Origin of the sequence: Methylomonas defluvii (assembly GCF_033949435.1) — a bacterium.
Classification (GTDB): Bacteria; Pseudomonadota; Gammaproteobacteria; order Methylococcales; family Methylomonadaceae; genus Methylomonas; species Methylomonas defluvii.
Genome location: NZ_JAXARY010000007.1, coordinates 40,638 through 56,560 on the forward strand (window position 1 = coordinate 40,638; position 15,923 = coordinate 56,560).

Consider the following 15,923-nt stretch of genomic DNA (forward strand, 5'->3'; position numbering starts at 1 on the left):
TTGGTATGCCTGATGTCATTTTACTGTTCTATTTAGTGTAACGAGAGATAACGCTTCACCAACAAATAGATGTAGTCAGCGGAGATAGATATAAAACCGATAACACGGCCTATCACAAGCAATGCCCTCCCCTGCAGCTGGGAAGTTTAACCCGAAGCTTGACGGGATTACATCCTTTAGCGCGTAGGGAAATTATCCTAATTTATCCAATCCTTAAATATCGCCACCGCGGGTAAAAAACGCTGCACCCTGTACCCTAGAACAATACCGGATCAGCTACTGTCAAGGCGAAGATATGCACAACACTCGCCATTTGTTATTTGCATCGCAAAAACCGGCAGAGGAAGTTGCCAAAAAACTTAATTTGGAAACACAAGATCAATTGCTGTTAAATTCAGGCTGCCAAGGACATAGAAATGAAAATTTACCTAATAACGGAAGACCAACTGGAAAACATTGGAAAAAAGCATGATTCTCTGCTTAAAACCGGAAGCATGTGCGATCTGATGCTGGACATCGCGGCGCAAGCCGATGATGTTCAAACCTTCGATGCCGCATTGGAGTTAGCCAACTGTGAGCTGGATAGATTGGAACTGTTTTTCGATACCTGTGACTTGGTTTGAGTTGATTACTGTCGGTTTCCCGACCAATCACTGTTGCGCAGAGATGATCTTATCTGCAAAAGCAACGCCGGCCCGCTACAACACCCAAACTAAGCTCGCAGCATTCACACTTGCTGTGGCCCGATCCCAAAAACGAACAGCATAGACATGACTGACTTACCCGCGGCGAGCTTGGCGATCAATTGTTAACGATCATCTCATAGGGCCTCTTCTTCCTGGCTGGAATAGAAACCACGAGATACCCCCTTTTTAATGCCGATTCTGCGTCCGCCAGTTCGCGACGATACCTTCCACATCCAGGTCATCCGGGCCTTCGCGCCAGCTGGTGTAGTAATCGACATCGTTACTTTTCGGTTCTGGATTGGGCCGGTAGATTTGCACCCGGGTCGGCAGCGGCGCCGCCTCACCAAGCACTAACGCTTCCCCCCGACCGAGCGAGCTGAGAATATCCGCCAAATCGCCCTCGGCCTCCGGCACGAGGCCGCGAATGTACTGCTGGTCATCCGGATTGGTGGTACGCAGACAAATAAACGAGCTGCATTGCGCCAGCATGGTTTCCGACAGTTCGGTGGGCCGTTGGCTAACCACGCCGATAGAGACCCCGTATTTCCGGCCTTCCTTGGCGATCCGCTCCATCATCCGCTTGGTGCCGTCGAATTGGCCGCCTTTTTCGCGCGGGATATAGGCATGCGCTTCTTCGCAGATTAGCGTGATCGGAAATTCGCGGCGGCGCGGGTTCCAGTAGTTGAATTCATACGCCAACCGCCCGACTTGCGCGGACACCGCCGGCCGCACGTCGGTCGGTACGGAACTGAGATCGACCACCGTGATGTTGGCCTTTTTTTGCCCCAGACCCACGAATTGCCTGAGCAAATCCGCCATGCTGGCCGAGTTGTTGCGTTTTTTGGGTTTTAACAAAAAGTCGTAACGCACGTCGTTGAAACGGCTCTGCATCGTCACCAAAAACTCATCGAACTGGCCGAATAAGGCGCCCTTGGTTTTGCCAAAGTCTTTACGCTCCTCGTTGGCGGCTTTGAATTGCATATACATTTCCGCCAGCGAAAAATAAATCGGCGTGTCTATCGATACCACGCCCAGACCAATGGCTTTGGCTTCCTTACGCTTCAATTGTTGCAGCACTTCGCGCATGAAAGACATCTGCATCGAGGCACCTCGGTCGTCTCTGTCGATAAACAAGTCCACCAGTTCGGCGTAAGACATCATCCAGTACGGCATCTCCAAATCCATCGCATCCACATAATTGACCTGCTCTGCGGGAAACGCCGATTCGATACTGCCATCAGGCCGTTTCCAGCAATATTCGCCGTGCAGATCGAGCATGATCATGTGGGTTTTCGGCATCGCCCGCATGGTGTGCTGGATCAAGCTGGTCACCGTCCAGGATTTACCGGAACCGGACTGGCCGATAATCGCAAAATGCCGGCCAAACAGCGCGCGCGGGTCCAGGCTCAAGTGATAATCCTTGTGACTGGCTAACTGGCCAATGAAGAATTCGTAATCGCGAAATTTGGAAAAAATTGCGTTGATCTCGCTGAGCCCAACCGCATAAACCGCCGCGCCCGGCGTCGGATAATGCCGCACGCCGCGAATGAAGACATTGCTTTCGTTCAACTCGCCGACCGGGATTAAGGCAATAAAACGGTCGGTAGCGCGATTGCCGGCAGCGTCAAAGCGGTCGCGTTCCCACATTTTGAACACCAACGCGAGTACGCCGATATGCGACTGGCGAATAACTACATAAGAACCGATATGGCCGGCCAGGATTTCCTCATCCCCGAGTTTGATGATAGGCGCCGCTGTCGAATGTTCTTCGGTGATACGGGCGTCCATACCGTCGCCTCTGACTTCGGTTAAATGGCCGATCAGGATGTTTTGGGTTTGTTGGGTCATGATGTTCTCTCTGGTAAAGCCGCTGGGCTAAGCTTAGACGATTTTTACGGCCCGTCCCGTCCAGAGCAGTCTAGGCAACCGCCTGGGACAGCACAGCGCTTTTGCGCCAAAATGGCGAACAAATCGCTACAAACGCGACAACATGGCGCTAGGCTCGTAAGAGTAAGTCGTTGAACATTTGACACTTTTGACTGACAAAGCCATACGGTCTGATTATTGCTGTCATCAAACCGGCATCATTTAATATTGCACAAGAGGTGAATATGAAAATCGGCATACCCAAGGAAATCAAACCTAACGAAAATCGGGTATCGGTGGTACCGTCCGGCGTTGCCGCGCTTGTGAGCGCCGGCCATAGCGTCACGATGGAGAGCGGCGCCGGCGTTGGCGCCGGCTTTGAAGACGCGCTATATCAAGCCGCCGGCGCACAGTTGGTGGACGGTCCGGAACCTGTATGGGACTCCGCTGAGATGATTATCAAGGTCAAGGAACCGATAGAACCCGAATGGTCGCGGATTCGTCCCGGACAAACCCTGTTCACCTATTTTCATTTTGCCGCCAATCGCCCGCTAACTGAAGCACATTTGGCATCCGGCGCTACCTGTATCGCCTACGAGACCGTGCAGTTGCCGACCGGCGAGTTACCCTTGCTGACGCCGATGTCCGAAGTAGCCGGCCGGCTGGCGGTGCAAGAAGGCGCGCATTATCTGGAAAAACTGTACGGCGGCCGCGGCATGTTGCTCGGCGGCGTACCGGGGGTATTACCGGCCAAAGTGTTGATTTTGGGCGGCGGGGTAGTCGGCACGCAGGCGGCAAAAATGGCGGCAGGTTTAGGCGCGCAAGTCACGGTAATGGATTTGTCGCTGGAGCGTCTGCGCCAACTTAGCGACATTTTGCCGGCCAACGTGCAGCTGTTGTTTTCCAGCCGTCATGCCATCCTGGAACAAATTCGCACGGCGGACCTGGTCATCGGCGGCGTATTGGTCACCGGGGCCGCAGCACCCAAGCTGATCCGGGCCGACGATTTAAAATCGATGCAACCGGGGGCGGTCATCGTCGATGTCGCGGTGGACCAAGGCGGCTGCGTGGAAACCACCCACCCCACTACCCACGCCGATCCGATTTATGTCATCGACAATGTCGTGCATTATGCCGTTGCCAACATGCCCGGCGCTGTACCGCGCACTTCGACCCTGGCGTTAACCAACGCCACCCTGCCCTATGCTCTACAACTCGCCAATAAAGGCTGGCAACAAGCATTGCGGGACAATTCGGCGTTACTGAAAGGCTTGAATATCGTGGGCGGTAACGTTACTTGCCAAGGGATTGCCGATGCGTTTGGTTTTAATTATTTGCCGCCGGAGCAGTTTCTGAGCTGAACCCATCGCCCAGACCGAACTGTGGTAGGGGTGCGAAGGACACCCGGGATTATGTGGTTTGTAACCAACTTTGGCACCTTACCCAATCTGCGGCTCAACCATTCATCTCGACAAGGGTGAACCGGATTATCCCCGCCGACTTGGTCGAATGTAATGACAGCCGCATCGCGCACGTGTCTAGTTTTAACCGGGTGACCCAGCGCGGAGTAACGTTGCGCGGTGTGGATTTAAAACAGTCATTTCGATTACCATCGAAGTGAGCGGAAAACCTTATTCCTCATCCTGCAACGCCACTGTCCAAATCCGCTTCAATGGCAGCTCGGCTTTCAGGTCGTCGTCGAGGCGGTCGTAATAGGCGAAAAGTTGTTCCAAAAATTCCTTTTGGGTCCATAGCCGCACCCGGAAAAAACTGGCGGCTAATTCCTTCTGAACGTTGTTTTTAAAACCGCTCCAGGACACGAATAAACCTTCGTCGGCACCGAATTTAGCGACCGCACCCAGCAGTTTATCCACAGTCGGGCGGTCGATGGGGTTGCTTTCGGATTTGACTTCCACGCACAAGCGCGGCGAACCGAAACCCAAGGGCCCGGCACCGGCCAGAATATCCGCGCCACCGTCCGCGCCTTCCGGGCTGCGGTAGGTGGTGTAGCCTTGGGCTTTGAGGATGGCGTCCACCAATCGAGTCAAGTCGTGCCCCTTGAAACGGGCGTCGATCAGGCGAGCGATTTGGTCTTGCGCCAGCTCAGCCAAGTTGGCGCTGCCAACGGCATCGTCGGCGATAGGCGTACCGGGCTGAATGGTGGACAACAGGCTTTCCGCCTTCCAACCGTTGGCTTGCATCGCCGCCAAACGTGGCTCTGCGTTGTTGCGTTGAATACGGCAGATGGTCAGGAACGCGCCGAAGGAATACAGTAAATCCTGGCCAAAATGGGCGCGCGGAATTGCCTCGCCTATCCATTTGACCGACCGCCAGTGATAAAACGGATTGGCCGCCTTGGCATCGAATTGGTAATCGCCGGTGACTTCGCCGATATAAATCGCCGGCTGGCTTTTCAGCGGCAGCACCACCCAATCGCCCGGCCTGATGTCGTGGGCGAAAGGCCAGACTTGGCTGACCCAATTGGCAATCGCCTTGGGTTTGCAATCGGCGTACCGGTTGTTCATCGCCGCCGTTAAGCCGCTACGTTGCGCCAGCTTGGCGAGATTCACATCCAGCTTATCCCAAGTCAAGTAAACCCGGTTTTCTTGAATGAATTTTTGTTCGTATTCGCCGTGCGAACCAGCGCGGATTAGCCAAATTGCCATAATTAGCGTCCTTGGATGGTAAATTGATTTTTCAAATAGGCCAAAGCCACAATCGGCGCCCTACCCCTTGTTTTGCTGCCAAATCCTGTTTACCCGTTCGTCATCGCGGATGCGTTCCAGGATTTGGTAGATTCGGCCGCAATCTCAGGTTTGCATGGCGATACCGTAGCGTTGGTTGATAGCATCGACCAGGGTTTGATAGCCCTCTTCGGTGATGTCCGGCAGAAAGTCGCTTAAGTCGGAGCGATTGGTAAAAAACGCCGCGGTATCAGGGCCGAAATTCAGAAACGGCCAGAGTATGTGTTGCAAAAAAATCTTCCAACAATTCAGGGTCGTCATACACCCGGTTTTCTCCTGTCGGGTTGCTGCGCCCTAGGGGTCAAGTCTTGCAATCATGCATATATGCATAATTTAGAACACAGCTGCACATTCGGTTGCTCCGGACTAAAATCAAAGAAAACAGTCCGGTATTTAGCCGAAACGATTGAGCCTGTCCCTTATCAAAAGCCCCCTGCGCAGAATAGATTGGGGCCAATAAAATGGTGTGGCTGTCTCCTGACATTGACACTTTCCGGAAGCCCAAGTCTGCTATAGTAGTTATAAGTACTACCTTTTACTATGAGGGCTCTGCTATGGCAACTTCAATCAAGCTTGATGATGGCTTAAAAACTCGAATTCAAAATCTTGCCAATCTGAGAAGTCGTTCGCCGCATTGGATCATGCGAGAAGCCATCACCGATTATGTCAATCGCGAAGAAGCCAAAGAAAACTTCAAACAAGAAGCGCTGAATTCATGGAAAGCTTATCAGGAAACAGGGCAACACCTTACCGGCCAAGAAGTGGGTGATTGGTTGTCGAAATGGGGTACTGATCAAGAGGCGGAAATTCCTAAGTGCCACGATTAATCATTACGGCCAACGCCGCTGCAGGATTAGAGCGTTGCCGTCAATTTTTGGCTGAAAAAAATCCACGAGCCGCGAACCGTGCCGGTCAAACCATAGCACGTACATTTAAATTTCTGGAATCCGACCCCGAGCTTGGTCGACCATTCGACGATGCGCCTGAGTTGCGTGAGCTGCTTATAGAATTTGGCGATGCAGGCTATGTAGCCTTGTATCGCTATAACTCAGAATCCAATACGGTTTACGTCCTGGCATTTCGACACCAAAAAGAAGCCGGCTATTAAGTAAACAAAACACGATCAGGTGCGCCAAAAGGGTGCTGCCGTTTTGGCGTTTGGTTCATCGGAAATCTCTAAAAGGGTATGCGACTCATACCCTACGCAACTATCGAATCGATTTTTCTTAAGTCTGTTTGGCTAGCGGTAAAGAAAACAATAGGGAAATGCCATAACACAAAAAAGCGGTATCAATTTCTTTTCCCACCAGTAATTGAACAACTGTCAGCAGTAACATTACTGCGCCGAGGTGCCAATTCGAGGTGAAATAAATAACAGCGATCACGAGGACAGCGCCTAGAATATTGGCCATCAACCTGATCGAATCGCCAAAAACCAATGGTGTCATACAATATGGGCATGACAGGACGCTCTCACCGACGATGCGTTTACTGTCTTCCCTGGGAATGGGTTTTTGGCATGATCCACATCGACATTCAAACATATTCATCGTCCTCTTCGTCGTAAAAACAGTTGAAAATAATAGTGCCGAAACGGATGACATGACAACTCAATCATATGCCCTCAATCGGCTTGGGCTTATCGATTTTAAGAGCAAGTAGCCTGGATGAAGCGCAGCGGAATCCGGATAATCGAAGCCATCAAAACCTCGATTTCGTTTCGCTCCATCGAGGCTACATTATTTGCTTATCAACCGACTCTTAATACCAGATCATAGAATGTGCTGAACAGCTTGAAGCGCATCGTTCGCGACCGTATTGAGTGGAAGAATCGATTCACTGGAAGAGGCCGCTTTAAGCATTCCCCTCTAAATCCTCTGCCGCCTGCGGGGACGGCTGGCCTCGATACCTGGCGCTTCAAGCGAAAAGCTATCACCGATAAGCTATTTGCCCCTCCCGAACCCCTTTTATCTTTAACCGACAAGCTTTTCGGCTTGCCCGCGCCGCAAAAAGCCATTCACGCAAGGCAAATTGCTGTTATCGCCAACCGCCATAACTCAACCCGCAAGCAAAATTGCTTCTCGCGAATGGCAAATTGCTTTAATCGCCAGCCTGAATAGACTTGCGTGCAAGCTAAAAAGCTATTCGAGAAAACCAAAACGGTGCGGGCCCAAACCGGCATAAGCTTGCGCGCCACCCGAAATGCTCTGCAAAACAGGTAATTTGCTTTAATGGCCGACCTCGCCGGCTTGCCCACAAGCAAAAATGCTTGACGAACAAAGCGATTTGCTTTTTGTGCAAATCTGGATAGCCTTATCCGACAGGGAGCCGGCGGTTCAGCCTTAACGCGATGCTCAAGCAGTGAACTACTCTTGCGCTCAGGCTCAGATCACTTTAGAAAATTGCTGCTGTTTCTGCGCCAGGTATTTGTCAAACACCATGCAGATATTGCGGATCAACAGGCGGCCGGCGGTTGAGACTTGAATACCGTCGGCGTCTAAATCCAATAAACCGTCGGCTTTCATCAGACTCAGGTTTTCCAGCTCGGACGCAAAATACTCGGCAAAATTAATAGCAAACTCGGTCTCGATTTTGCTGAAAGTCAGTTCGAAATGGCAAATCAGTTGGGTAATGACCGCCCGGCGCAATTTGTCGTCTTCATCCAGATCCACGCCGCGAAATACCGGCAATTTGCCTTGGGAAATGGCGGCGTCGTATTCGTCAAGTTCCTTGTAATTTTGCATGTAGGCATCGCCGACCCGGCCGATAGAGGTCACGCCCAAACCGACCAAGTCGCAGTCGGAATGGGTGGAATAGCCCTGGAAGTTGCGGTAAAGCTTGCCTTCGCGTTGCGCCACCGCCAGTTCGTCGTCCGGTTTGGCGAAGTGGTCCATACCAATGTAAACATAGCCGGCATCGGTGAGTTTTTGCCCGACCATTTGCAGGATTTCCAGCTTCACCGCCGGCGTCGGTAAATCGGCATCGTTGATTTGCCGCTGGGTTTTGAAGCGGCTGGGCATGTGGGCGTAGTTGAAGATCGAAAATCGATCCGGCGCGTAGGCCAGCACTTGCTCCAGTGTGCGGGCAAAAGTCTGCTCGGTTTGCAACGGCAGACCGTAGATCAAATCGATGTTAGTCGAACGAAAGCCTTCCTTGCGAGCGGCTTCCAGTACAGCAAAGGTTTGTTCCTTGCTTTGCAGGCGGTTGACGGCTTTTTGCACGTCCGGATCGAAATCCTGCAAACCTAAACTGATGCGGTTAAAACCCAGTTCGCGCAGTTGGGCGATGGTCAGGTCGTTGGTTTCGCGCGGGTCGACTTCGATGGAATATTCGCCGCTGTCGTCGTCATGCAAATTGAAATGCTCGCGGGTGGTATCCATCAAGCGTTTCATTTGCTGGTAATTCAAAAACGTCGGTGTACCGCCGCCCCAATGCAGCTGATTGACCGGCCGGCTGTTGTCGAACAACGCACCTTGCATCGCCACTTCCCTGCACAAGTTATCCAGGTAGGGCACGGCATGGGAGCGATTTTTGGTGACGATCTTGTTACAGGCGCAATAAAAACACACCGTGTCGCAGAACGGGATATGAAAGTACAGCGACAGCGGCCCGCCGGCGGCGTTGGATTTTTGAATATGCTGCAGATACTCAGCTTCGCCGAAGCCTTCGTGCAATTCCAGCGCGGTGGGGTACGAGGTGTAACGCGGCCCGGACTTGTCGTAGCGTTTGATCAAGTCCAGGTCGAATTGAATTGATTGGTCCATTACTGTACTTCTTGATTGATGGTGATGCCGACGCTGGGATTACCCGATACCGAATCCAGCAGCGCCGTGCCGATCAAATCGCCGGCTTGCGGCATGGCATTACCGGTTTTGGAGATTCGGGCAACGATGCGCAACTGCTTGAAATCGGCCAGATGGGTTTGCGGTTGCATCGCCATGCTGTCGTTCAGCACCACATTGGCCGGCAGATCAGAGACCAGTTTACGGACGATGGCCAGCGGCATTTTTGGACCGTTGACGGCCTGAGCATAGATAAACACGGTGTATTGCGGTTCAGCTTTGGCTTTGACTGCCTCATCCAATTCGACTTTCACAGTAATATCGATAGCCGCCGCCGATGATGCCGGGGCTTGCGGTTTTTGCTGCTCCACTTCGGCCATCTGTATCATTTTTTGCAATTGCGCCTGGGATTCATCGTCAGTAGGCAGCAGAGCGGATAATTTCTTCCAATGCGTGATTGCCTGGGCAAAATCCCCGGCTTCAGCTTTGGCCATGCCCGCCAACCATAAGGCAGTGTGGTCTTCCGGTACCAGCTTTAAAGCTTGTTCGACTAGTTCGCTTGGTTCGCCGTCCATTTGGCCGTTACGCGCCATCGACAAGGCATCGGCGTAATGCAGCATGACGGCCGGATCGTTGGGTTTACGGCGATTCAGTTCGGCAAATACGTTGGCGGCATCCTGATATTGCTGCGCGTAAACATAAGCACGGCCCAACATCATCCAGCCTTCCAAATCTTCCGGATGCTGTTTTAGACGCTCTATCAGTTTGTTGACCATGCTTTTGACATTGTCGGCCACTTTTTGATTGTTAGCCGCCAATTCGGCTTTGACCAAGGCTTGCGGTTCGCCGAGCACGCCATATAAAAACAGGCTTAGCAGCGGTACCGTAATCGCCACGACCGGCACTATCCAACGGCCGGTTTTAGCATTGGGCACGGCGGGCACATCATCTTCCAGATCGTCCAGCAGCGTCAGTTGCAATTCGCGATACTGGGCATCGTACTGCTCCTGCGACAACACGCCGTTTTGCAATTGCAGTTTAAGTTCGGCCAGTTGTTGACGAGCGATTGCGGTATTGCGTTGTTCGCCATCGGCGTAACGTAGCGGCGTTTTTTTAAATAATGGCGGCAGCAACACCAACAACGCCAGCACGATTAAACCGGCTATCACTAGCCAAAACTCAAGATTCACGAGTCGTCACCTTTTTCCAAAATGCTGTTTAGCTTGGCTTGTTGCTCTTTCGTTAGCGATTGGTCCTCGCTGGTACTGGTTTTGCCGCGCAACACCCAGACCGTGGCCAAGCCGATGACCAGAAACAAAACCGGCCCCAACCAGAGCAGCATGGTTTTCAGTTTCAAGGCTGGTTTGTACATCACAAAATCGCCGTAACGGTCGGTCATAAAATCGACTATGTCTTGCCGGGATTTACCTTGTTGCAGCATTTCATAGACTTGCCGGCGCAAGTCCTTGGCCAGATCGGCGTTGGAATCGGCGATGGTTTGATTCTGGCAAACCAGGCAACGCAGTTCAGAAATCAGGGTTTGATAAGCCTGTTCCTGCTCGGGTTGTTTGAAGTCGCGGTATTCGATCTCGGCTTGGGCATGAAACACAAACAGCGACAAGATCAAGGCATGGAGCGTTTTCATGCGCTTTCGGCCTCCAGTTTTTCAATCAACGGCAGGAAAATGCTTTCCAGTTCGCCGGGCTGGACCGGACCGGTATGTTTGTAGCGCACCACGCCGCGCTTATCGATCACAAAGGTTTCGGGTACGCCGTAGACGCCATAATCGATACCCACGCGGCCATCGGTGTCCATCACGCTGACGTTATAAGGGTTACCGTGTTTGCTCAGCCAGGTGTTGGCAGCCTGCGCTTCGTCCTTGTAATTCAAACCTACCAGCAGCACTTTGTTTTGCTTGGCCAGCTCGATCAATAAGGGATGTTCTTCGCGGCAGGATACGCACCAGGATGCCCAGACATTCAGTAACCAGACTTTGCCTTTAAAATCGGCTTGGCTCAGGCGTTGCCCAGGTGTCGCCAAAATCGGCAAATTAAAGGCCGGCGCCGGTTTGTCTATCAGTGGCGAGGGGATTTCGCGGGGATTGAGTTTTAATCCAATCGCCAAAAAAACCGACAGGGCGATAAACAACAGCAGCGGTAACAGATATTTCATTAATTTTACGCGAGAGGCTTGTTAAGCAAACGATAGCGGCGGTCGCTGGCGGCAATCAGGCCACCCAGGGCCATGAACACCCCGCCCATCCAGATCCAACGAATGAAGGCTTTGTAGTAAACCCGCAAGCTCCAGGCGCCTTGTTTATCCAAAGGCTCACCCAAGGCCACGAATAGATCGCGGAACACACCGGCGTCGATAGCGGCTTCGGTCATCGGCATGGTTTGCACCCGGTACACCCGCTTTTGCGGCGATAACTCAGCAACAGTGGCACCGTTATGACTGACAGTCAGATAGCCTTGCTCGGCGCGGTAATTCGGCCCTTCGGTGCTTTTCACGCCATGGAATTGGAATACGTATCCAAATAAATCCAGGGTTTCTTCCGGTGCCAAACGCACGTCGCGTTCGATGCTGTATACAGAGGTAAAGGTAATACCGATCACGAACACCGCGATGCCAAGATGCGCCAAGGTCATGCCGTAAAAACCGGCTGGAATTTGTTTCAGGCGCTCGATTGACCAGCTTTGCAGGCGTTGTTTGAACGCCAAAGCAGTGATGGCCAAAGTCCATAAAGCCAGGCCGGTACCCAAAGCCGCGCCCCAGGAATAAAACGGCATCAGCAGTGGTGTCAATAACGCTAAACCTACGCTACCGCCGATCAGCCAACGTACCCGCAAGCCCAAAGCTTTCAGGTCGTCGCTTTTCCAGCGCATCAACACACCCAGGCCAACCACCAAAGCCAACGGCGCCATCAGCGGAATGAATACGGCGTTGAAATACGGAGGGCCGACCGACAATTTCCCCAGCCCCAAGGCATCGACTACCAAGGGATACAAAGTACCCAGCAAGATGCTGGCGGCGGTGACCACCAGCAACACGTTGTTAACCAGTAATACCGATTCCCTGGACACCAATTCGAAACGGGCATGACTTTTAACTTGCGGCGCACGAATCGCATACAACAGCAACGAACCACCGACCACCACGGCCAAAAAGATCAGGATGAACAAGCCACGGGCCGGATCGCTGGCGAAGGCATGTACCGAGGTCAACACCCCGGAACGGACCAGAAAGGTGCCGAGCAAACTCAAGGAAAACGCAAAAATCGCCAGCAACACTGTCCAAGTCTTGAACACGCCCCGTTTTTCGGTGGCGGCTAGAGAGTGAATCAAGGCGGTGCCGACCAACCAAGGCATGAACGAGGCGTTTTCGACCGGATCCCAAAACCACCAGCCACCCCAGCCCAATTCGTAGTAGGCCCACCAACTGCCCAGCGTGATACCCAGCGTCAAAAACATCCAGGCGATATTGGTCCAGGGCCGCGACCAGCGCGCCCAAGCCGCATCCAAGCGGCCTTCCAGCAAGGCGGCTATCGAAAACGCGAAGGCTACCGAGAAGCCGACATAGCCCATGTATAGCATCGGCGGATGGATCGCCAAACCGGGATCTTGCAGCAAGGGATTTAAATCGCGGCCTTCGGCCGGAAACGGAAACAAGCGCGCGAAAGGGTTGGAAGTCAGCAACAAAAACAGGATAAAGCCGATGCTGACCAAGCCCATTACACCCAAAACTCTAGCGCGGGTGGCATCGGGGATATGCGCGCTAAATGCCGCGACCAGCGCGGTCCAGATCGACAAGGTCAGTGCCCACAGCAACAAGGAACCTTCGTGCGCGCCCCACACCCCGGAGATCAAGTAGATCAGCGGCAAGGCGGTATTGGAGTTTTGTGCGACGTAAGCCACCGAGAAATCGTGGCTGATGAAGCTGGCGGTCAAACAACCGTATGCAAGGCCCATGAACAGCAATTGCCCGAACGCGGCGGGCTTGGCGACATGCACCCAGCCGGTAATAGACTTTCCGGCGCCGAAAATAGGCAAAATGCCTTGTACAATTGCCATGCACAAGGCCAAAATCAAGGCGAAATGGCCGATTTCAGGAATCATGGTTGCGCCGCCGGTTTTTTCAAGCTGCCGGCCACTTCGGGCGGCATGTAGTTTTCATCGTGTTTAGCCAGCACTTCTTCCGCCACGAACACGCCGCGGCCATCCAGCGCCCCCTTGGCGACGATGCCCTGCCCTTCCCTGAACAAATCCGGCAAGATGCCCGAATATTCCACCGTCACTTCCTTTTCGAAATCGCTGAGTTTAAAGCGCACCAACAAATCGGCGTTGGGCCGCTCCACGCTGCCTTTCACCACCATCCCGCCCAAGCGAAACTGCGAACTAGCTGGCGCCTTACCAGCCGCCACATCGCTAGTGGAGAAAAAATACATCAGATTTTCGTTAAAGGCTTTTAGCGCAAAAGTTGCGGCCAATCCCAGCACCGCCAACATTAAAACGATCAATATCAAACGCTGTTTTCGTATCGGTTTCATCGTGCTTGCGTGCGTTTTTGTTTAATGGTGAGTTGCCGCAGTAACTGCTTACGTTGCAGCACCGGCCAAACGATGTTGACGATCAATACCAGCGCGGTCACGCCATAAGCCGGCCAGACGTAGACGGCGTAACCGCCCATGTATAAAAAGCTTTCCCAGCTCATGCTTGTTTCTCCAGCAGCGCTTTCACCCATTGCGAGCTGGTTTCGCGCTTTAATAATTCCAGTTTTGCGGCCTGCAATACCGCGACCAAATAATAAAATTTGAAGGCCACTGCCATCAGCAACAGCGGCACCAGCATGCTGAGGTGAATGGAGGGCTTATCCATCTTGCTGACGGTCGGGCCTTGATGCAGTGTGTTCCACCATTCCACCGAATAATGAATGATGGGTACGTTGACGACACCCACCAGCGCCAATATTGACACCGCCCGCGCCGCCGAGCGTTTATCCTCGATGGCGCCGTACAAACTGATCACCCCCAGATACTGAAACAACAGGATCAACTCAAAGGTCAAGCGCGCATCCCAAACCCACCAGGTACCCCACATCGGTTTGCCCCACAAAGAGCCGGTCACCAAGGCCACGAAGGTAAAACCGGCACCGATCGGCGCGCTGGCGATCAACATCACTTCGGCCAGTTTCATGCGCCAGACCAGCGCAATCCCGCCCATCACCGCCATCAGCACGTAAATGAACAAGGACATCCAGGCCGCCGGCACATGGATATAAATGATCCGGTAACTGTCGCCCTGCTGATAATCGGTCGGAGCCCGATACAAGCCCAGATAAAGGCCCGAAACCAACAAAATCAAAAAGATAATCGTCAACCAGGGAATGAACCGATCCGCCAATGCATAAAAATGCGGCGGCGACGAGGTGCGGTGAAAAAACCGGCTAACCGGCGCAGGTATCCAAGACATCAATTAACACTCATTTTTAACGCGGCCGCTGTCGGCAGCGGCACCAATACCAGTGCCGACAACAACATGGCCAATAAGATATATAGTTGGGCGCCCACCGGCAAGCCGCTGGCGGCCCTATCGACAGCGCCACTAGCAAAGATCAACACCGGTACATACAAAGGCAATACCAATAAGGACAACAACATGCCGCCCCGGCGCAAACCGACCGTCAACGCCATGCCGATAGCGCCGATCAGGCTCAGCAGCGGAGTAGCTAAGATCAATGTCAGCCATAAAGTTCCCATCGCTTGCTGCGGTAATCCCAAAAACACCGCCAGCAGAGGCGCCACCAATAACAAAGGCAAACCGGTCACCAGCCAGTGGGCGATGATCTTACCGAGCACCAATACCGATAAGGCATGCGGACTGAGCAGCATTTGCTCCAGCGAACCGTCCTCGAAATCGCTACGAAACAAACCATCCAGCGACAACAAGGCCGCCAACAAAGCGGACACCCAAATCACGCCCGGCGCCATCGCCCGCAGCAGATTGGGTTGCGCGCCAACCGCCAGCGGGAACAAGGTTACTACCAGCACGAAAAAAAACAGCGGATTGGCCATTTCGGCACGGCGCCGAAACGCCAGCAACAAATCGCGGCGAATGATCGCCCAAAAAGCCTGGATTATTGGCATGCTTGCAGATGGATGCGTTGCAGATTGAGATCGGCCATGCTCAGGTCGTGATGGGAGGTCAAAACCGCCATGCCACCGTGCTCGATGTGCTCGGCCATCAGCGATTCTATCAATTTGATGCCTTGCCTATCCAGCGAGGTAAAAGGTTCGTCGAGTATCCACAGCAAGTTATGCGTGATCAATAACCGAGCCAGCGATAGCCGGCGCTTTTGGCCGGCCGACAAGGTATGTACCGGATTATCGTCAAAACCGGCCAGTTGCACCTTGTCCAAAGCTTGCTCGATGTCATATTTGCCTGCACTACCTAGTGCCAGCGCAAACTTCAAATTTTCCAGCACCGTCAATTCCTTTTTTGTACCATCGGCATGACCCACATAAGCCATGTCTTCGTAATAGCTGCTGTCGGCAATTTTACTGCCGCACCAATAAATCTCGCCGGCATCGGCTTCCCTAAATCCACACAGAATGCGCAACAACGAAGTCTTGCCGCTGCCGTTGGCGCCTTCCAGCAGCAAGGTCTCGCCGGCGTGCAACGTGAAATTCAAATCGGAAAACAACAAGCGCTCATCGCGGAAACACGATAATTCACTGGCTTGCAGCGAAGCGTGTTGCGAGCTTTCCATTCATCCGTCCTGGGGTTGATCTGTTATGAGGGGCGCTATCTTATCATCAAGGCAGCCGGAGTTAGTAATTTGCCGACAGA

19 protein-coding genes are annotated in these 15,923 nt (G+C 52.9%); 6 read left to right on the forward strand and 13 right to left on the reverse strand.

Translation table 11 applies throughout. The annotated features are described in order from the left end of the window. Positions 1 to 295 precede the first annotated feature (295 nt). The gene (locus tag QLH52_RS09160) at positions 296 to 472 is read left to right on the forward strand and encodes a hypothetical protein (protein WP_319961324.1); all 177 of its coding nucleotides are present in this window, start codon (positions 296 to 298) and stop codon (positions 470 to 472) included. A 22-nt stretch (positions 473 to 494) separates the two neighbouring features. Beyond that, complete coding sequence (locus tag QLH52_RS09165; protein WP_276308167.1) at positions 495 to 623, forward strand: hypothetical protein; 129 nt, start codon at positions 495 to 497, stop codon at positions 621 to 623. A gap of 249 nt (positions 624 to 872) precedes the next feature. Here QLH52_RS09165 and QLH52_RS09170 read toward each other — a convergent pair whose 3' ends face one another. Continuing rightward, positions 873 to 2,534 carry an ATP-binding protein gene (locus QLH52_RS09170; RefSeq protein WP_319961325.1) on the reverse strand — a complete coding sequence of 554 codons (1,662 nt, stop codon included), beginning with the start codon at positions 2,532 to 2,534 and terminating at the stop codon, positions 873 to 875. 263 nt (positions 2,535 to 2,797) lie between these two features. Here QLH52_RS09170 and ald point away from each other — a divergent pair, with 263 nt between their 5' ends. After that, a complete protein-coding gene (ald, locus tag QLH52_RS09175) occupies positions 2,798 to 3,913 on the forward strand; it encodes an alanine dehydrogenase (RefSeq protein WP_319961326.1) in 1,116 nt (371 codons plus the stop codon). A 270-nt stretch (positions 3,914 to 4,183) separates the two neighbouring features. Here ald and QLH52_RS09180 read toward each other — a convergent pair whose 3' ends face one another. Next, positions 4,184 to 5,218 carry a restriction endonuclease gene (locus QLH52_RS09180; RefSeq protein ID WP_319961327.1) on the reverse strand — a complete coding sequence of 345 codons (1,035 nt, stop codon included), beginning with the start codon at positions 5,216 to 5,218 and terminating at the stop codon, positions 4,184 to 4,186. 144 nt (positions 5,219 to 5,362) lie between these two features. Continuing rightward, entirely contained in the window at positions 5,363 to 5,557 is a 195-nt protein-coding gene (locus QLH52_RS09185) for a hypothetical protein (RefSeq protein ID WP_319961328.1), read from the reverse strand. A 293-nt stretch (positions 5,558 to 5,850) separates the two neighbouring features. Here QLH52_RS09185 and QLH52_RS09190 point away from each other — a divergent pair, with 293 nt between their 5' ends. From QLH52_RS09190 to QLH52_RS09200, 3 genes are all read left to right on the forward strand, one after another. Next, the gene (locus QLH52_RS09190) at positions 5,851 to 6,123 is read left to right on the forward strand and encodes a CopG family ribbon-helix-helix protein (RefSeq protein WP_319961329.1); all 273 of its coding nucleotides are present in this window, start codon (positions 5,851 to 5,853) and stop codon (positions 6,121 to 6,123) included. After that, positions 6,111 to 6,404, forward strand: a complete 294-nt coding sequence (locus tag QLH52_RS09195) for a type II toxin-antitoxin system RelE/ParE family toxin (RefSeq protein WP_319961330.1) — start codon at positions 6,111 to 6,113, stop codon at positions 6,402 to 6,404. The genes QLH52_RS09190 and QLH52_RS09195 overlap by 13 nt, the downstream gene beginning before the upstream one ends. Positions 6,405 to 7,089: 685 nt before the next feature. Further along, positions 7,090 to 7,416 carry a hypothetical protein gene (locus tag QLH52_RS09200; protein ID WP_319961331.1) on the forward strand — a complete coding sequence of 109 codons (327 nt, stop codon included), beginning with the start codon at positions 7,090 to 7,092 and terminating at the stop codon, positions 7,414 to 7,416. Between the two features lie 264 nt (positions 7,417 to 7,680). On the opposite strand, the gene hemN is transcribed toward QLH52_RS09200, so the two are convergent. From hemN to ccmA, 10 genes are read right to left on the reverse strand one after another with little or no spacing between them, the layout of a single operon-like run. Next, positions 7,681 to 9,060, reverse strand: coding sequence for an oxygen-independent coproporphyrinogen III oxidase (gene hemN, locus QLH52_RS09205; protein ID WP_319961332.1), 1,380 nt, complete (start codon positions 9,058 to 9,060; stop codon positions 7,681 to 7,683). Continuing rightward, complete coding sequence (gene ccmI, locus QLH52_RS09210; protein ID WP_319961334.1) at positions 9,060 to 10,268, reverse strand: c-type cytochrome biogenesis protein CcmI; 1,209 nt, start codon at positions 10,266 to 10,268, stop codon at positions 9,060 to 9,062. Before ccmI ends, hemN begins: the two co-directional genes overlap by 1 nt. Beyond that, a complete protein-coding gene (locus QLH52_RS09215; RefSeq protein WP_319961335.1) occupies positions 10,265 to 10,723 on the reverse strand; it encodes a cytochrome c-type biogenesis protein in 459 nt (152 codons plus the stop codon). Before QLH52_RS09215 ends, ccmI begins: the two co-directional genes overlap by 4 nt. After that, complete coding sequence (locus QLH52_RS09220) at positions 10,720 to 11,250, reverse strand: DsbE family thiol:disulfide interchange protein (protein ID WP_319961336.1); 531 nt, start codon at positions 11,248 to 11,250, stop codon at positions 10,720 to 10,722. Before QLH52_RS09220 ends, QLH52_RS09215 begins: the two co-directional genes overlap by 4 nt. A gap of 5 nt (positions 11,251 to 11,255) precedes the next feature. Continuing rightward, positions 11,256 to 13,193 carry a heme lyase CcmF/NrfE family subunit gene (locus tag QLH52_RS09225; protein WP_319961338.1) on the reverse strand — a complete coding sequence of 646 codons (1,938 nt, stop codon included), beginning with the start codon at positions 13,191 to 13,193 and terminating at the stop codon, positions 11,256 to 11,258. Further along, entirely contained in the window at positions 13,190 to 13,624 is a 435-nt protein-coding gene (gene ccmE, locus QLH52_RS09230; protein ID WP_319961339.1) for a cytochrome c maturation protein CcmE, read from the reverse strand. The genes QLH52_RS09225 and ccmE overlap by 4 nt, the downstream gene beginning before the upstream one ends. Continuing rightward, positions 13,621 to 13,788 carry a heme exporter protein CcmD gene (ccmD, locus tag QLH52_RS09235; protein ID WP_033158069.1) on the reverse strand — a complete coding sequence of 56 codons (168 nt, stop codon included), beginning with the start codon at positions 13,786 to 13,788 and terminating at the stop codon, positions 13,621 to 13,623. The genes ccmE and ccmD overlap by 4 nt, the downstream gene beginning before the upstream one ends. Continuing rightward, positions 13,785 to 14,546, reverse strand: a complete 762-nt coding sequence (locus QLH52_RS09240) for a heme ABC transporter permease (protein ID WP_319961340.1) — start codon at positions 14,544 to 14,546, stop codon at positions 13,785 to 13,787. Before QLH52_RS09240 ends, ccmD begins: the two co-directional genes overlap by 4 nt. Then, positions 14,546 to 15,220 (reverse strand): heme exporter protein CcmB, encoded by a 675-nt coding sequence (ccmB, locus tag QLH52_RS09245; RefSeq protein ID WP_101055526.1) that lies wholly within the window; start codon positions 15,218 to 15,220, stop codon positions 14,546 to 14,548. Before ccmB ends, QLH52_RS09240 begins: the two co-directional genes overlap by 1 nt. Then, positions 15,211 to 15,843, reverse strand: a complete 633-nt coding sequence (gene ccmA / locus QLH52_RS09250) for a cytochrome c biogenesis heme-transporting ATPase CcmA (RefSeq protein ID WP_319961341.1) — start codon at positions 15,841 to 15,843, stop codon at positions 15,211 to 15,213. Before ccmA ends, ccmB begins: the two co-directional genes overlap by 10 nt. Positions 15,844 to 15,923 lie beyond the last annotated feature (80 nt).

Coding starts and splice junctions, on each gene's coding strand:
- ccmB (WP_101055526.1), bottom strand. CDS start 15,220: ATGCCAATAATCCAGGCTTTTTGGGCGATCATTCGCCGCGATTTGTTG.
- QLH52_RS09220 (WP_319961336.1), bottom strand. CDS start 11,250: ATGAAATATCTGTTACCGCTGCTGTTGTTTATCGCCCTGTCGGTTTTT.
- hemN (WP_319961332.1), bottom strand. CDS start 9,060: ATGGACCAATCAATTCAATTCGACCTGGACTTGATCAAACGCTACGAC.
- QLH52_RS09185 (WP_319961328.1), bottom strand. CDS start 5,557: ATGACGACCCTGAATTGTTGGAAGATTTTTTTGCAACACATACTCTGG.
- ccmE (WP_319961339.1), bottom strand. CDS start 13,624: ATGAAACCGATACGAAAACAGCGTTTGATATTGATCGTTTTAATGTTG.
- QLH52_RS09190 (WP_319961329.1), top strand. CDS start 5,851: ATGGCAACTTCAATCAAGCTTGATGATGGCTTAAAAACTCGAATTCAA.
- ccmD (WP_033158069.1), bottom strand. CDS start 13,788: ATGAGCTGGGAAAGCTTTTTATACATGGGCGGTTACGCCGTCTACGTC.
- QLH52_RS09160 (WP_319961324.1), top strand. CDS start 296: ATGCACAACACTCGCCATTTGTTATTTGCATCGCAAAAACCGGCAGAG.
- QLH52_RS09240 (WP_319961340.1), bottom strand. CDS start 14,546: ATGTCTTGGATACCTGCGCCGGTTAGCCGGTTTTTTCACCGCACCTCG.
- QLH52_RS09170 (WP_319961325.1), bottom strand. CDS start 2,534: ATGACCCAACAAACCCAAAACATCCTGATCGGCCATTTAACCGAAGTC.
- QLH52_RS09215 (WP_319961335.1), bottom strand. CDS start 10,723: ATGAAAACGCTCCATGCCTTGATCTTGTCGCTGTTTGTGTTTCATGCC.
- QLH52_RS09225 (WP_319961338.1), bottom strand. CDS start 13,193: ATGATTCCTGAAATCGGCCATTTCGCCTTGATTTTGGCCTTGTGCATG.
- ccmA (WP_319961341.1), bottom strand. CDS start 15,843: ATGGAAAGCTCGCAACACGCTTCGCTGCAAGCCAGTGAATTATCGTGT.
- ald (WP_319961326.1), top strand. CDS start 2,798: ATGAAAATCGGCATACCCAAGGAAATCAAACCTAACGAAAATCGGGTA.
- QLH52_RS09180 (WP_319961327.1), bottom strand. CDS start 5,218: ATGGCAATTTGGCTAATCCGCGCTGGTTCGCACGGCGAATACGAACAA.
- QLH52_RS09165 (WP_276308167.1), top strand. CDS start 495: ATGTGCGATCTGATGCTGGACATCGCGGCGCAAGCCGATGATGTTCAA.